Raw genomic sequence first — 14,641 nt, 5'->3', positions numbered from 1 at the left:
GGCGTGGAAATTAGTTTTGAGCAATCCCAATTACACCGCACGCAACTCTGCTTCCTGCCGCACCGGTAGGTTGAGACTCTAAATCATCTTCTCCCGCATGGATGATGATTCCACGCCCTAATATTTGTTCAAGAGTTACTGTGGCATCGGTATAATCAACCGCTGCAATTCCACTTTCATCAGCTTCAATATTTCCAAGATCGCCCATGTGGCGTTCCATGTCAGATGGAGCGCCATGGTTGTTTCCGGCAGGATTAAAGTGGCCACCGGCACTGGTCCCGTCTTCGGCCCTGCAATCACCGTACTCGTGAATGTGAAAGCCATGATTTCCGGGTTCAAGTCCTTCAAAATTTCCCCTGACCATAACACCCTCTTCGGATTCAGAAAAAGTAACAGAGCCGGAAACGTTGCTATCACCGACAGGCATTACTGTGGCAACTAATTCTGTATGATCAAAGTTTGATTTGATTACTTCCTTTTCTACGGTTCTTGTACAACCGGTTACAATCATGAAAAATGTGGTCAAAAAAGTAAGGAGTTTCATAGGGGGTAATTTATTTTGGTTTTGATTCGATAGTTCAACACTAAACAATTGGGCTTCATTCATTTAAAATTGAACTGCGAAGCTTTTTAAATGTTTCTAAACGCGATTTAATTTCCTGAAAAAGTTTAGGTTTTTTCTTTTTAAGTCGCTGAGCACTTGTTGGGGTAAAAAGTTTTTTGGCCCTTTTAAATAAAGGAGCGGTAATCACACTCAAGCCGAGGTATGCCCAAATATATATACTTGGAACGCCGGAAATGGCCAAAATTAAACTTACAATGGCATAGAATGACGGAAGCAGGAAAAGACTGGCCAGGAATTTAATGGAAGCATCAAAGGCACGGTCTTTAATTACATTTAGGATCAGGTGTCGTATCGGTTGGTAGGGGATGATGTTGTTTAGAAATGAAAAGGCATAAAATGGAAAAAGTATAAAATCTTTAGGCTTCAATTCTTTTCCATAGGCTACTTCTTTTAATTTCACCTTATTTTTTTCAGCAATTTTATCGAGTTCACTTGCTTCGTTTATTAACTCCTCCGTCAGGTGTGGCTCGGTTCTTTGAATCCGATCGTTGGCTATATCAGGATTTATAATCTTCAACTCGTCAGGTTCTAAATCATCCCAAAGAATTTTTTGCAGGGGATATTCCTCCAGATTGGCTACATGAAAAACCAGCTTTTTCATTGCTGTGGAAACCTCTTCTTTCATTTCCTCTACAGCTTCTTTTTCATCGGCAAGAAACGCCTCTTTATATTTGCTTACCGGGATAGGCATTCCGTAGTTAACCTGTACGGTGTTCCCTCCGGATTGATGCTCACTGTAATTCACGCCAACCGGTACAATCTGTAAATCTAATTCCCAGTTATATTTTTCCTCGGCACCAAAGGCAATTCTGGTAAATCCTTTACTTAGAGGTCGGATTCGCCGTTTCAAGTTATGATTGGCCTCAGCAAAAACCAGAACGGTATCTTTATTTTTGAGGTATTTAATGCACTTCTCAAAAATAGCATTGTTTTTTTGAATCGAACTGAATCCATCCCGAACCCGGTATACAGGCATCATGTTGATAGACCACAAAAACTTTCCGATAATATCGGGCTTAAATGCCTGAGCGCGTGTTAAAAAATAAATAACAGGCTTTGTAGTGGTAGCTACATGAAGGGCATCCATAAAGGAATTCTGATGATTAGGTACATATAGAATCGGTTTATCTTCAGGAAGATTTTCCTTCCCGGAAGTTTTAACCTTTGAGTAGAAAAATTTTAATCCGTTTCCTACTACGGTATGTCGCCAAAATTGATACCACAGATAATTTTTTTCACGCATTAGAAAAGACGCGTTGTAAAGTTGATTTTCCTATTGACCAGTACCATCCGATACTGAGACCGGCTACAATGTGCCAAATGCCCCACCAGGCTGCAACTAAAGCCATGCCTCCGAGGCCGTCAAAGAAATTAAAAATAAGCAGCAATCCCAAGCCTGAATTTTGAATTCCGGTTTCAATAGCAATTGATTTTCGGTCTTTTCGTGGGAGCTTGAAGAGGTATCCTATTCCATATCCGCACATAAGGGCAATAGAATTGTGAAGGAATACCAGTACAACCACTAAATGTACATAACTGATAAAATTCTCAAAGTTCATACTGAAAGCCACGATAACAAATCCTGCAAAAAAGATGATTCCAAAGTTTTTGATGTACGGGGAAATAATCTGGGAGAGTTTGTCTCTGAAATGCCGGAGTGTCATCCCTAATAACAGTGGAATACCGAGGATGAGCACAATGATTCGAAATACTTCAAAAAGATCGAGATGAATTTGAGTTAAAATGGCATTGGTTGGCCCGTACAAACTCGCCCAAAAAGCAAAGTTAAAAGGAGTCATGATTATAGAAAGGAAGGTAGCAAAAGCCGTCATGCTTACCGAAAGGGCAGCATTGCCACGAGCAAGAAGGGAGAAAAAATTTGAAATATTACCTCCGGGACATGCTGCTACCATCATCATGCCCAAGGCAAAACTGGGGTGTGGTTTGAGCAGTAAGACCAGTAAAAAAGTGAGGGCAGGAAGGAGAATAAATTGTGAAGACAAACCTACAATCGTGCCTTTTGGATTTTTGGCCACTTTCTTAAAGTCCTCAATAGTCAGTTCCAGGGCCACCCCAAACATGATAATGGCCAGGGACAAGTTCATAATATGCAACCCGCCGCTGTCCAGATTCAATTGAAGTGCGTCTATTGATTCATTCATACTTAATTTTACTCATTTGTCATCTTATGCAAAGCCCAACTTAAATATTTTGTCCCTTGGCAGGATTGCCCAAGAATACAAAATCTTTTACATACTCGAACAGCAGAATTTTTGTAAAATTCTTCAGGCAAAAGATTTAGTGTATTTGCTAGCGTAAAAACAAAATACATGCATGGTTAAATACATTTCAATCTATTATTTTTCATTGAATTCGAACCAAGAATATTTAAATATCATGAATAAAATCCAGCCATTTCATCTAGCATTTCCTGTTAAAGACCTCGAAGAATCCTACAAGTTTTACCATGATTTATTGGGCTGTGAAACCGGTCGTACGTCTGATGACTGGATTGATTTTAATATGTGGGGACATCAGGTAGTGGCCCATCTAAGCCCGGATGAAGCTAAAGAATCAGCTATGAATGCCGTAGATGGAAAAGGCGTACCGGTTCGACATTTTGGGGTAATCCTGGAGATGGACGAATGGAAAGCACTGGCCGAAAAATTAGAAAATGAAGGTATTGAATTTGTGATCGAACCTTACATTCGTTTCAAAGGGGAGCCGGGCGAGCAGGCTACGATGTTTTTTCTTGATCCAAGCGGCAACGCTCTGGAGTTTAAAGCTTTTGCAGATGAAAGCCGGATTTTCGCGAAGTAGAGTCGCAAATTAAATGGATTCCGGCGCTGAGCGCAAGAACCAGTGGAAAGAAGATTGAATGAGGGCAAGTTTGAAGAATCTATAATAACTTCAACATTTAATGTTGAATGTTCATTATTCGATGTTCTTCTTTTCAACCCACCGTAAATCATTTTGCACAAATGTTATAAAAGTAAGCAGATTTTGGGCTTGCCAAAAATCACGAATACCCTTTTCCGGATCTTGATAAGAAAAAGAATGTGCGGTATCTCCGTCATAAACTTCAAAACTATACACTCGCCGGGGGAGCTGACCTGAGTCCGGAACCCAACCGTCAATCTCATATTGTGGAGGGATTTCATAGATGTTCAGAAAATCTACAAAAAGGTCAAACTCATTCCAGGAGCTGTCTTGGGCAGATATGTATTCGGATTGCACCACTTTTTGTCCATCTGCATTCAGCGTATAAACCGTAAGCTCTCCGGACCATTCAGTTTCATACTTCTCAAACTTAAAATATACCGCCTCATTGATATTCAAAGAAATCCATTCATTGGGAGTGGCTGTTTGCTCAATCGAAGATCTCGAATCATGAACAGCCTTCTGTGGGGACGAACAGGCTGCAACAAGCAATGCCAAAAAAAACGATATGTAAATGCTATATCTCAACTGTCTGCTTTCAATTCATCCTCAATTACTTCCATTCGGTTTTGATACTCTTCCCACTTGGAATATCGGTCCGTAAGGTCGGCTTTGAGTTGGTCATATTCTAATGAGAATTTTTTTACTTTTTCCGGATCATCGTAAAAATCGGGTTTTGCCATGAGTTCCTCAATTTCTTCTTTACGAAGCTCTTTTTCTTCAATTTCTTTTTCCAAAGCTTCAATATTCTTTCGAATAGGCTTTGTGCGACGGCTCAATTCATTCCTTTTTTCGGCCTCAATACGCCTTTGTTCCTTTCTGGAGAACTGGCTATTCTCAGACTCATTTTCCTTTTGGGGTGAAGGCTCGGCTGTATCCGCCTCCGATTCCTCTTTTTTGCGGGTCAGATAATAAGATACGTTTCCGAGATAAGTTTTGATGTACCCCGGTTGTACTTCCAACACTTTATTTACAATCGGATCAAGGAAAGCCCGGTCGTGAGATACAATCAAACACGTCCCTTCATATTGCTGAATGGCCTGCTGCAAGATATTCTTACTGCTCATATCCAGGTGATTGGTGGGCTCATCAAAAATCAAAAGATTGGCAGGCGAGAGCAACATTTTTGCCAAGGCCAGGCGACTTTTTTCTCCTCCGGAAAGCACCTTTACTTTTTTAAACACGTCATCTCCCTGGAAAAGGAAACATCCGAGAATGGTTCTGAGCCTGCTTTCTTTTTCACCTGAGCCGGCATCATGCAAGGTTTCGAGGGCATCGCGTTTTGGGTCAAGTTCATCAGCTTGATGCTGGGCAAAATAATTTACGGTGACATTGTGACCTTCAATCCGGTTACCTTTTTGAAAGGGTTCATTACCGGCCAAAATCCGAATCAGAGTTGATTTTCCGGCACCATTCGGCCCCACGATCGCGATTTTATCCCCGCGTTCAATTTCATAATCAATACCCGAAAATACCTGGTGCTCACCGTAACTTTTGTGCAGATTTTCAAGTTTCATCACTACTTGTCCGCTGCGGGGCGGTTCGGGGAAGCGAAAAGAAACTTTACTCTGCTCATCTTCAACTTTGATGCGCTCCATTTTTTCCAGTTGCTTAACCCGGCTTTGCACCTGACGTGCTTTGCTGGCTTTATAGCGAAACCGGTCAATAAATTCCTGGGTTTCTTTAATCTGCTTCTCTTGATTTTTCTGCGCATTCAAAAGCAGTTCGCGTTCTTCCTCCCATTTTTTCTCATAGAATGAATAATTACCCGCATAATCACTGATTTCGCCACTGCGTAAAGCCAGCGTGCGGGTGGTAATGGTATCCAGAAAAGCCTTATCGTGGGAAACTACCACTACAGCTCCTTCATAACTATTCAGAAAGTTCTCCATCCATTGAAGCGATTCGATATCGAGATGGTTGGTCGGCTCATCCAAAAGGAGATAGGTAGGACGTTTAAGCAACAACTTGGCCAGGGCAATTCTCATCAGCCAGCCTCCGCTAAATTCGGACGTATTTCGGTGAAAATCTTCGTTGCTAAAGCCAAGTCCCATGAGCACCTTTTCTACCTCCGAGCGCAACTCATACAATCCGGACGATTCCAACTCAGTCTGTAAAACACCGTAACGCTCCATCAGCTTTTCATATTCTTTGCCTTGCGGATCTACCTGAGATAACTTTTCCTGAATGCCCTTTACCTTCATTTCCAAGTCGAATAATTCAGAAAAGGCCGTTTCCACTTCTTCCAGAACCGTAAGGGTGAAATCCGGATCAACCCCATCCTGTGGGAGATACCCCAGTGTTTCCTCGTTAGCAAGCGCAATAGTTCCTTCATCGGCTTCCTGAATGCCCATAATGATCTTGAGCAAGGTAGATTTTCCGGCTCCATTCGGACCTACCAGTCCAATGCGTTCTCCGGGATTGATGAACGTACTGACGCCGTCGAGAAGTTCGCGGTCGCCTAAATGCAAAGTAATGTTTTCGAGTGCTAACAACGTTTGATGAATATCTTTATGAAAAGTGAAGGACTAAAAATATGGATTAATTGGATGCGGTATGAAATTAATCGTGAGGTTTCTATTGAAAATTCTAAAACACGAAAATGAATTCACACCAAAAACCCTTAGTTTTGAGAGAATTCAAAAAAAGAGCACCCAATGCAGAAAAAAAATATTAAGATCACCGTAGAATTAGACGACCAAAACGTGGCCAATAACATCGCCTTCAAAGCGGATGATATGCCCAATGTAGATGCCGTTAATTGCCGGGCAATGCTGCTGTCATTCTGGGATTCCCATAATAAAGATACTTTGAAACTGGATCTTTGGACACGTGATATGACAGTGGATGAAATGAAGATTTTTTTCCATCAAACATTGGTAACGATGGCCAATACCCTCCAAAGTTCTATAGACGACGAACGTATTGCCGGTGATATGAGAGATTTCTGTGATTATTTTGCAGAGAAAATGGAGATAAAAGAGTAAGAACATCGAATATCCAACAAGGAACATCAAAGGGAGAACTGTTTGAATCAGGAGAGGTGGAAGCATGACAAAAACTCTCCTGCGGTCATTCCCGCGCAGACGGGAATTTAAATATTGGCATTGGCAAAATGATCACCGGTACAATATAGAGCCGAAGCTTACTCCGCTTTCGCATTCTTCTTCATCCCAAATATCGTAGGTTAGAATTTCTCCTTTTGAGTTTGGAAATGATTTGAGAAAAGAAAAAAGCGGGGGATAGCCACAAGTCCTGTAAGGGTCGTATTTTTGGCTCATTAAATTCAGCAGTTCCTCGGAATTTCCTTGTGCGCCGTAATCCAAAAATGCTTCATCAAAATTTCGAACCTCCTCAAATAATTCTTTTGCCGGTTTTTGATCCCCGAACTTTTTCCCAACATGGGCCAGATCACCACTGATCAAAAAGAAGGTCTCTTTATCATTCCCAAAAACTTCATTCAATAGCCCGGTAAAGTTCTCAACTTGCTGCCCCTGAAATCCATCAGCTTTGTAAAACAATTCATCCAGGCTCCCAACCAGGATGGGGATGATTTCAAATTCATGTTCCCAAAGATGGTTTAGAAAAATAAGATGTAATTCAATACTGTGTTCTATCCGGTGTGCACGATCTTGAAAAGTTACCCCGTAGCTTTCCTGATCGTTACCTAGGTGTGCAGAAAGTTTTTCAATCCCCTTTTGGCCAGACTTTACCGGTCCGTTCACCATTACAAAATCTTTACGGGAGAGGACAAAGGGTCGCTCTTCATATATATCCGGATACAAGCCTGAGTAGTGTGAAGTAGCCAGCATTACTACTCGTTTAGGTTTTAAATCTTTAATGGAAGAGAATGCCTTCACATAGCTGTTCAGTCCAAATCGCAGGTCGATGTGGGGAGCATACAATGCTTTTGCGGTTTGAACCGGATCCGAAGTCGGTAATTTTTCAAAAGCCTCATTCAGGAAATGCTCCATTTCTTTGGGGTCATCGGGGTAGGAAAGTCCGGCAGTGATGGAATGGTGAATATCGGATTGTTCATATTCGGCTTCTGCTTTCTCAGCATGTTCTCGAAAATACTGAGAATGAAGCAGGGCGTTCTCATCCAAAAATTGAACATACTCCAGAATCTGTTCTTTGGTGACACCATTGCTGCTGAATTTCAGAATGTCCTCGACACTTCGTGACCCATCAAATAACGAAAAAATAGTTTGGGCCGAATAAGGTACTGCAAAATTGGCTGTAGCATATCCGTACTGATCCTGGAAATACAAATAGGTTTGTCCGTCTTGTTTGATGGGAATGATCTGCACATCAAACCGCAAAGGCGGAATGGGATCGGTGTAGGATGAAAAAATGGTATCAGGTTTTTTAGGCACGGTAGAAAATAGTTTGTAAGGAATAGGTTTGATTTGGCTCTAACAGTATGAAGAGATCAAAATATTAAACGTAGGGGCGAATCGCATTCGCCCAATGTACTAAATGATTAAAAAATGAATTTCTACAAACGTAACCGAAAATCAATTCGTCTGCAATACTATGATTATGCGCAACCGGGATTCTATTTCATAACGATCTGTACCCACAAAATGCGTCATATATTTGGAGAGATTTTTAATGGCCATATGATTTTAAACCATTATGGCGAAGTTGCAAAAAGGAAATGGATGAATACAGAGAATATCCGATCAAATATTAAACTGGGTAGTTTTGTAATAATGCCAAATCACATGCATGCTGTATTTCAGATAGCAGATGCCGAAAAAACCGTAGGGGCGTATAGCGATTTGCCCCTCCCCCGGGTTTTTAAATCGCCGTCGAATTCTGTTGGAGCGATCGTTAGAGGCTATAAATCAACGGTTACCAGACAGATTAATCAAATACGGAAAACATCTCTGCCAAAAATTTGGCAGAGAAATTACTATGAACATATCATCCGTGATCAGGAATCACTAAATAAAATCACGGAATACATTGATATGAATCCCGGGTTATGGGATAAAGACAGATATTGCAGATAAAACTATTTTTACAGGTTTATAACAAAAAGCGAATGCGATTCGCCCCTACAATAATCGGGTTAATTGTTTGCCCTCATCTTCTGGCATTTGCAATTAATACCGTAATTCTTGCAGAGGGGGTGATCCGGCGCTTCCGAAATTCGGGCTTTACAGGGGCCGCGGCCATGATGGATTATCAAATGGGATAAATCCGTCCAACTTTCGCGTGGGAATAATGCCATCAGGTCTTTTTCGATTTTATTGGTGTTCTTTTTCTCTTTGGTTAGATCAAATCGATTGGCAAAACGCTTCACATGTGTATCTACCACCACACCTACATTAATCCCAAAGGCATTTCCCAATACCACATTGGCAGTTTTTCGGGCGGCACCTCTCAGTTTCAAAAGATCTTCCATACTTTTTGGGACTTTTCCGTCAAATTCCTCAACCAAAATACGTGAGGTTTCCTTGAGTGACTTTGCTTTGTTTCGATAAAACCCGGTAGATTTAACCAGTTCTTCCAGTTCCTCCAAAGGAGCATCTTTCATTAATTCCGGAGTGGGATAAGTTTCGAACAGGGCCGGAGTGGTTTTATTTACCCGGACATCGGTACACTGTGCACTCAAAATAGTGGCGATGAGGAGTTCAAAAGGGTTTCGATGATTTAACTCGCAATGCGGATTAGGATAATGCTTATAAAGTTCATTCAGTATTTCCAGCGCCCGCTCTTTCTGTTTTTTTGATTTCTTTGGGAGTTTCGGAAGCTTGTTTTTCTCTTTCGCCATGCTCAGTTAGCAGTTAGCAGTTAGCAGTTAGCAGTTAGCAGTTAGCAGTCAACAGTTATCAGTGGGTCTGAAGGTATGATTTTGTGGATAGATACGCATATTTGTTTAATGCTTAATTTTAAATGTTAAATGAATGGAGGTTATTTAACATTTAAAATTATCTCACTTAAAATTTTCCTTATCTTTGGCGCTCAACGAATTTTGAATTGTAAACATCATACTCACACATGTCGAATTTGGACAACCTGGATAAAATTGTATCACTGGCGAAAGCGCGTGGATTCATCTTTCAATCGTCGGAGATTTATGGCGGACTCAGTGCCGTATACGATTACGGCCCCCTCGGTGTAGAATTGAAACGAAATATCCGCGATGCATGGTGGACCGAGATGACCCGTCGCCATGATAACATTGTGGGTATTGATGCCGCTATTTTTATGCACCCAAAGGTGTGGGAGGCCAGCGGTCACGTGGGTGGATTCAACGACCCGATGATTGACGACAAGCAGTCCAAAAAACGCTATCGTGCGGATATGATTATCGAGCAGCATATTGAGAAGCTGCGAAAAAATGAGAAGCATGAAGAAGCGAATGCCATTCAGGAAAAACTGGACTCCTGTGGTTCACGCAAAAGTCTGACGGAAGATCTGTACGAGATTATCATGGAAAATGAAATCCGTGCCCCCGAGTCCGGCGCATTCGACTGGACGGAAGTGCGCCAGTTTAACCTCATGTTCAAGACACAGTTTGGTTCCACTTCCACCGAAGAAGAAGGCGTGTATTTGCGGCCCGAAACGGCACAGGGAATATTTGTGAACTACAAGAATGTGCTGGATACGGCGCGTGTTCAGGTTCCGTTTGGAATTGCACAAACCGGGAAAGCCTTTCGGAATGAGGTGGTGGCGCGGCAGTTTGTATTCCGCATGCGGGAATTTGAGCAGATGGAAATGCAATATTTTGTGAAGCCCGGAACTGACGAAGCCGAATACGAGAAGTGGCTGGAAAAACGCCTTGAGTGGCACAAAAAAATGGGAATCCGAGAGGAGAACCTGAGAACGGCTCCGCATCCCGAAGATAAGCTCGCACATTACGCCCGAGCCGCAGCCGACATTCAATATAAATACCCCATTGGCTGGCAGGAAGTGGAAGGAATTCATAATCGCACCGATTTTGATCTGAGCCAGCATGCCGAGTTTTCCGGTAAGAAAATGGATTATTTCGATCAGAAGAATCAGGAGCGTTTTGTGCCTTATGTAATCGAAACTTCCGTTGGACTCGACCGGCTGACCTTAATGGTACTTTGTGATGCCTATCGCGAAGAGGAAGTAGAAGGCGATACCCGTGTGGTATTGAAAATGAATCCGAAACTGGCTCCCGTCCAGGTTGGTATTTTTCCGCTCATCAAGAAAGACAAGCTGCAGGATCTTGCACACCAGATTGAAGAAGATCTTCGGGAAGAGTTTTCTGTGATGTATGATGACTCAGGATCCATCGGTAAACGCTACCGCAGGCTGGATGAAGCAGGAACCCCATTCTGCATTACCGTTGATTTTGACGGGGTGGAATCAGAAGGTGAGAATACGGTAACCATACGATATCGTGATGACATGAGTCAGGAGAGAATACCGGTTTCTAAGATTGCTGATGTTGTAAGAGACGGAATGAAGAACTGGAAGCCGGAATAGTTATCGGATTCAAATCATCTTAGGATCAACCTTGGAGCGTCCGACAGGTCCTCCAAGCGTTGTGATGGTCAAATTTATAATTTTATACTATACCGAACGCTGCGAGGACCGAAGGACGCTCGCAGGTTTTTTAGATTTATCTCGAAGTGGAGTTATTCAGGAAAGTTCTTCAAGCAATTCTCTAGCCCGCTCTAAATTCCATTCGTCAATCTCATTTTGAGGTTTTATGTCGATGATTTCTTCCAGAATTTGAATGGCTTTTTCAGTTTCGCCTGCCCGGTTATAATGGCGTGCCAAATCCAGTTTAAACCGTAAAGTTTGATCAGGATCCAGTTCAATGGCTTTTAGAATATACTCTTCGGCTTTGCTGTTAGAAGCTCCTTCCGGTAATCCTTTGGAAAAAACTCCAGCTGCCATTTTTTGTGCCGATCCAACATTGGAAATTTCACTATTCCAGATGCCAAGTAAATGCCAGGCAGGGGCATAATCAGGAATCATTTCCAAAGTTTTTTCAGCATGTTTTTTTATAATGTGAGATTTCTCAATACGAACTTGAGTTCTAGAGATGTCGGAAATTCTTCCATTGGCCACGGCGTAAACAAAGTGAGCATGGCCTTTATCAGGATATTCTTCCAGTGTTTGTTCCGCATATTCGAAAGCTTTTTGATAATACTCTTCTTTCTGTTCTCGAGCATCCTTGCGAAACCCAATGCGTGCATACAACAGGCTGGTATGCCATAACGCCTCAAAATTATTTTTCTCGAGCTCAAGTATTTTCAGGTATGTATCCAGGGCTTCCTTTTCCCTGGCCCCACTAAAATATTCTCCGGCTGTTTGAAGTAAAGAATCTTTTGTTATCGAATCCTGCGCTTTTATTCCTTCAGGAAATCCTAAAAAAAGAAAAAAAGCAGCATAGAAATAAAGTTTAAATCTTCTTGCAAGCATACTTAAGCGGTTTATTAACTTATAATGAATTAGTTACTTACAGGCACCATATACTTAAAACTCCGCACATATAAATATATTTTAAAGGCAAAATAAATCAATTGGTTCATAAAAGGTGATAAGGGGTAAATTTTAGTTCTGTTTTTTCGGAGATTCTCTTTATATTTAAAGCCTTTTTCGGATGAGAAATTGAACGCATAAAATATCCTGATTCATGAAACGCACGTATCAACCAAGTAATAAGAAGCGCAAAAACAAGCATGGTTTTCGCGAACGCATGTCTAGCAAAAACGGACGTAAAACCATTGCGAGCCGTCGCAAGAAAGGCCGTCATAAGCTAACCGTCAGTGATGAGAGAAAAGGAGCTAAGTAACCTTACGGATTCTCCTGAACGTAGATTTACGTTACCTAAGTCACACATTTTACGTGGCAGGCGAAATTTTGAGGGGCTGTTTTCGAGTTCCTCAATACTCAAATCACCCAATTTGAACCTTCGCTACGCCACCTATCCTAATGCTGACAAGAAAATCCTTGTTGGCTTTATAGCTCCTAAAAAAATCGGTAAAGCTGTGCAGCGTATCAGAACCAAGCGATTGTTGCGTGAAGCTTACCGTCTTAATCAACATATCATAACTGAATTGCCCACAATTGCTGAAATAGGATTGCACTATGCTTTTGTGGCAAAGCGCTCAGACCTCACCTTTGAAATGGTTCAAAATGAAGTGATCTCATTGTTGGAACAGCTGCGCGAACGATTATTGTCAAAAAATTCACCCTCTTAAAACGCACTACTTTTGGATAAGAATACAGCTACCGGATTTGTTTTAATATTTTTCCTAATGCTGGGATGGTTTTACTTTACCATGCCTTCGGAAGAAGAATTAGCACAACAGCGTCAGGAAAGGGCTATTCAGGACAGCCTTGCGCAGATAGAACAAAATAATCAGCAGGATTCCTTAGATGAGCTGGGTGATGAGTCTGAAGAGCAGGAACGAAGAGAGCCGACTATAAGTGAAGACGTAGATGAGATTCCTGAGGTAAGAGGTTTATTTGCGAACAGCCAGATTACTGAGCAGACTGAAATTGAGGTAACCACCCCGCTCTATACCGTTACCTTTACCAATCGGGGAGCAGGTCCAAATTCTTTTCTGTTGAATGAATATGACACCTGGGATGCCCGGCCGGTTCAGCTCATTAATGATACCACTCGTTCAGCTTACAATATCGGGTTTCTTTCTACAGATAATTATAACGTAGAAACACAGAATATTCTGTTTCGCCAGGTTACATCAGGTTCTTCAATGCGCATTGCTTCCGGAGAACAGCGGGAGATACGCTATGAGCTGGAGCTTGAGGATGGACGGGAAGTAATCATTACTTACTTACTGAATGGCGACAATTATGAAATTGATGCGGATGTTCAATTCAAAGGACTTCGGGATTATGTAGTTGGAGGAACCATAGATTTCGGATGGACGGCTCCCCTTAATTTCACGGAAAAAGACCCAACCCAGGATGCACTTGAAACAGCAGCTTATGTTTATGCCGGTGGAGAACTTGAGAAGTTTAAGCTGGATGAAGCCGGACGTGATGAACTTACCATTAATGGAAATATTGACTGGGCGGCTACAAAAACGAAATTTTTCACGCAGTTAATTAAGCCGCTGTCTCCCACTGATGCGGCATTGTTGACCGGTGAGGTGACGGGAGCCTCGGATAATCCAAATACAGAACACAGATATACAGCTTCTATTCGTACAGATCTTGATGATGCCGGATCGACTTCGTTCCGTTTGTATGTAGGGCCGATGAAGTATCGTGAAATTACTCAGGTTGATGACCATGCCTATGACATGGTAGATGTGGGCTGGAGTTGGTTGCGATGGTTTTCAGATCCTTTTGTTAGATGGATGGTTATTCCGTTTTTTGAATTTCTTTCAGGATTTACCTCTAATTTTGGAATTATAATTATTGTATTTGCTTCCTTGGTAAAACTGGTGCTCTCGCCGCTTACTTACAAAAGTTACAAGAGCATGGCTGCAATGGGTGAGCTTCAGCCACAAATGAAGGAAATTCAGGAAAAATATAAAGACAATCCGCAGAAGCAGCAAAAAGCTACGATGGATTTGTATCGTAAAAACAAGGTGAATCCCCTTGGCGGCTGTTTGCCGAACTTACTGCAATTCCCGATTTTGATTACACTTTGGCGTTATTTCCAAAACTCTATTTTGATACGTCAAGAGGAATTCTTGTGGGCGATGGATCTTTCTGCCCCGGATTACATTTTAAGTCTGCCATTCAGTATCCCATTTTTGGGCGACCAAATCGCCGGATTTGTATTATTGATGACGGCCGCTATGATGGTTCAAAGTAAACTAACCGGGGGAATGAGCGGCGGTGGCGGGAGCAGTCCTATGGCCGGTCAGATGAAAATGCTGCAATACATTTTCCCTGTTATGTTGTTGTTCATATTTAACAACTTTGCTGCCGGATTGAGTTTGTATTACCTCATCTTTAATGTGCTGTCTATTATCCAGCAGTTCTTCATCAAGCGCAGTTTGCATGGGGATAAAGAAGGAAAAGAAGTTGCTAAAGTTTAGGTTTTAGGGATTAAGGGGAGAAGGTAATTAGGGTTTAAAATAGAATGCTACTTTATTACCTTAT

General features: G+C 41.8%; 15 protein-coding genes. 7 read left to right on the top strand and 8 right to left on the bottom strand.

The window, feature by feature from the left end; translation table 11 throughout:
• Positions 1 to 10: 10 nt before the first annotated feature.
• From HUJ22_RS09850 to HUJ22_RS09840, 3 genes are read right to left on the bottom strand one after another with little or no spacing between them, the layout of a single operon-like run.
• Positions 11 to 544 (bottom strand): superoxide dismutase family protein, encoded by a 534-nt coding sequence (locus HUJ22_RS09850; RefSeq protein WP_290876772.1) that lies wholly within the window; start codon positions 542 to 544, stop codon positions 11 to 13.
• A 55-nt stretch (positions 545 to 599) separates the two neighbouring features.
• Positions 600 to 1,868, bottom strand: coding sequence for a 1-acyl-sn-glycerol-3-phosphate acyltransferase (locus HUJ22_RS09845; RefSeq protein WP_290876770.1), 1,269 nt, complete (start codon positions 1,866 to 1,868; stop codon positions 600 to 602).
• Positions 1,861 to 2,787 carry a bile acid:sodium symporter family protein gene (locus HUJ22_RS09840; protein ID WP_290876769.1) on the bottom strand — a complete coding sequence of 309 codons (927 nt, stop codon included), beginning with the start codon at positions 2,785 to 2,787 and terminating at the stop codon, positions 1,861 to 1,863. The genes HUJ22_RS09845 and HUJ22_RS09840 overlap by 8 nt, the downstream gene beginning before the upstream one ends.
• A gap of 235 nt (positions 2,788 to 3,022) precedes the next feature.
• Here HUJ22_RS09840 and HUJ22_RS09835 point away from each other — a divergent pair, with 235 nt between their 5' ends.
• The gene (locus HUJ22_RS09835; RefSeq protein WP_290876767.1) at positions 3,023 to 3,445 is read left to right on the top strand and encodes a VOC family protein; all 423 of its coding nucleotides are present in this window, start codon (positions 3,023 to 3,025) and stop codon (positions 3,443 to 3,445) included.
• A 114-nt stretch (positions 3,446 to 3,559) separates the two neighbouring features.
• On the opposite strand, the gene HUJ22_RS09830 is transcribed toward HUJ22_RS09835, so the two are convergent.
• Together HUJ22_RS09830 and HUJ22_RS09825 are read right to left on the bottom strand one after the other, a co-directional pair.
• Positions 3,560 to 4,093 (bottom strand): hypothetical protein, encoded by a 534-nt coding sequence (locus tag HUJ22_RS09830; protein ID WP_290876765.1) that lies wholly within the window; start codon positions 4,091 to 4,093, stop codon positions 3,560 to 3,562.
• Positions 4,090 to 6,060, bottom strand: coding sequence for an ABC-F family ATP-binding cassette domain-containing protein (locus tag HUJ22_RS09825; protein WP_290876763.1), 1,971 nt, complete (start codon positions 6,058 to 6,060; stop codon positions 4,090 to 4,092). The genes HUJ22_RS09830 and HUJ22_RS09825 overlap by 4 nt, the downstream gene beginning before the upstream one ends.
• Positions 6,061 to 6,222: 162 nt before the next feature.
• On the opposite strand from HUJ22_RS09825, the gene gldC reads away from it, so the two are divergent.
• Positions 6,223 to 6,552 carry a gliding motility protein GldC gene (gene gldC, locus HUJ22_RS09820; protein ID WP_290876761.1) on the top strand — a complete coding sequence of 110 codons (330 nt, stop codon included), beginning with the start codon at positions 6,223 to 6,225 and terminating at the stop codon, positions 6,550 to 6,552.
• 132 nt (positions 6,553 to 6,684) lie between these two features.
• Here gldC and amrB read toward each other — a convergent pair whose 3' ends face one another.
• Positions 6,685 to 7,941, bottom strand: coding sequence for an AmmeMemoRadiSam system protein B (amrB, locus tag HUJ22_RS09815; protein WP_290876759.1), 1,257 nt, complete (start codon positions 7,939 to 7,941; stop codon positions 6,685 to 6,687).
• Positions 7,942 to 8,055: 114 nt separating this feature from the next.
• Here amrB and HUJ22_RS09810 point away from each other — a divergent pair, with 114 nt between their 5' ends.
• Positions 8,056 to 8,583 carry a transposase gene (locus HUJ22_RS09810; RefSeq protein WP_290876757.1) on the top strand — a complete coding sequence of 176 codons (528 nt, stop codon included), beginning with the start codon at positions 8,056 to 8,058 and terminating at the stop codon, positions 8,581 to 8,583.
• A gap of 59 nt (positions 8,584 to 8,642) precedes the next feature.
• On the opposite strand, the gene nth is transcribed toward HUJ22_RS09810, so the two are convergent.
• Positions 8,643 to 9,347 (bottom strand): endonuclease III, encoded by a 705-nt coding sequence (gene nth / locus HUJ22_RS09805; RefSeq protein ID WP_290876755.1) that lies wholly within the window; start codon positions 9,345 to 9,347, stop codon positions 8,643 to 8,645.
• Positions 9,348 to 9,574: 227 nt separating this feature from the next.
• Between nth and HUJ22_RS09800 the strand changes: the two genes are divergently transcribed.
• Positions 9,575 to 11,032 carry a glycine--tRNA ligase gene (locus HUJ22_RS09800; RefSeq protein ID WP_290876753.1) on the top strand — a complete coding sequence of 486 codons (1,458 nt, stop codon included), beginning with the start codon at positions 9,575 to 9,577 and terminating at the stop codon, positions 11,030 to 11,032.
• A gap of 156 nt (positions 11,033 to 11,188) precedes the next feature.
• On the opposite strand, the gene HUJ22_RS09795 is transcribed toward HUJ22_RS09800, so the two are convergent.
• Positions 11,189 to 11,977, bottom strand: coding sequence for a hypothetical protein (locus HUJ22_RS09795; RefSeq protein WP_290876750.1), 789 nt, complete (start codon positions 11,975 to 11,977; stop codon positions 11,189 to 11,191).
• Between the two features lie 214 nt (positions 11,978 to 12,191).
• Here HUJ22_RS09795 and rpmH point away from each other — a divergent pair, with 214 nt between their 5' ends.
• Genes rpmH through yidC form a run of 3 tightly spaced genes read left to right on the top strand, consistent with a single transcriptional unit; the run spans position 12,192 to position 14,577 of the window.
• Positions 12,192 to 12,350 carry a 50S ribosomal protein L34 gene (rpmH, locus tag HUJ22_RS09790; RefSeq protein WP_103664365.1) on the top strand — a complete coding sequence of 53 codons (159 nt, stop codon included), beginning with the start codon at positions 12,192 to 12,194 and terminating at the stop codon, positions 12,348 to 12,350.
• Entirely contained in the window at positions 12,328 to 12,759 is a 432-nt protein-coding gene (locus HUJ22_RS09785) for a ribonuclease P protein component (protein WP_290876746.1), read from the top strand. Before rpmH ends, HUJ22_RS09785 begins: the two co-directional genes overlap by 23 nt.
• A gap of 12 nt (positions 12,760 to 12,771) precedes the next feature.
• Positions 12,772 to 14,577: a membrane protein insertase YidC gene (yidC, locus tag HUJ22_RS09780; protein ID WP_290876744.1), complete on the top strand. Its 1,806-nt coding sequence runs from the start codon at positions 12,772 to 12,774 to the stop codon at positions 14,575 to 14,577.
• The last annotated feature ends 64 nt before the right edge of the window (positions 14,578 to 14,641 follow it).

It is taken from the genome of Gracilimonas sp. (assembly GCF_014762685.1).
In the GTDB taxonomy this organism is placed as follows: Bacteria; Bacteroidota; Rhodothermia; order Balneolales; family Balneolaceae; genus Gracilimonas.
This window is presented reverse-complemented; position numbering and strand designations above follow the sequence as displayed.

Bases quoted from the DNA above. Each gene is read 5' to 3' on its own strand.
- HUJ22_RS09850 (WP_290876772.1), bottom strand. From the start codon at position 544: ATGAAACTCCTTACTTTTTTGACCACATTTTTCATGATTGTAACCGGT.
- HUJ22_RS09845 (WP_290876770.1), bottom strand. From the start codon at position 1,868: ATGCGTGAAAAAAATTATCTGTGGTATCAATTTTGGCGACATACCGTA.
- HUJ22_RS09840 (WP_290876769.1), bottom strand. From the start codon at position 2,787: ATGAATGAATCAATAGACGCACTTCAATTGAATCTGGACAGCGGCGGG.
- HUJ22_RS09835 (WP_290876767.1), top strand. From the start codon at position 3,023: ATGAATAAAATCCAGCCATTTCATCTAGCATTTCCTGTTAAAGACCTC.
- gldC (WP_290876761.1), top strand. From the start codon at position 6,223: ATGCAGAAAAAAAATATTAAGATCACCGTAGAATTAGACGACCAAAAC.
- HUJ22_RS09810 (WP_290876757.1), top strand. From the start codon at position 8,056: ATGAATTTCTACAAACGTAACCGAAAATCAATTCGTCTGCAATACTAT.
- nth (WP_290876755.1), bottom strand. From the start codon at position 9,347: ATGGCGAAAGAGAAAAACAAGCTTCCGAAACTCCCAAAGAAATCAAAA.
- HUJ22_RS09800 (WP_290876753.1), top strand. From the start codon at position 9,575: ATGTCGAATTTGGACAACCTGGATAAAATTGTATCACTGGCGAAAGCG.
- HUJ22_RS09795 (WP_290876750.1), bottom strand. From the start codon at position 11,977: ATGCTTGCAAGAAGATTTAAACTTTATTTCTATGCTGCTTTTTTTCTT.
- rpmH (WP_103664365.1), top strand. From the start codon at position 12,192: ATGAAACGCACGTATCAACCAAGTAATAAGAAGCGCAAAAACAAGCAT.
- HUJ22_RS09785 (WP_290876746.1), top strand. From the start codon at position 12,328: ATGAGAGAAAAGGAGCTAAGTAACCTTACGGATTCTCCTGAACGTAGA.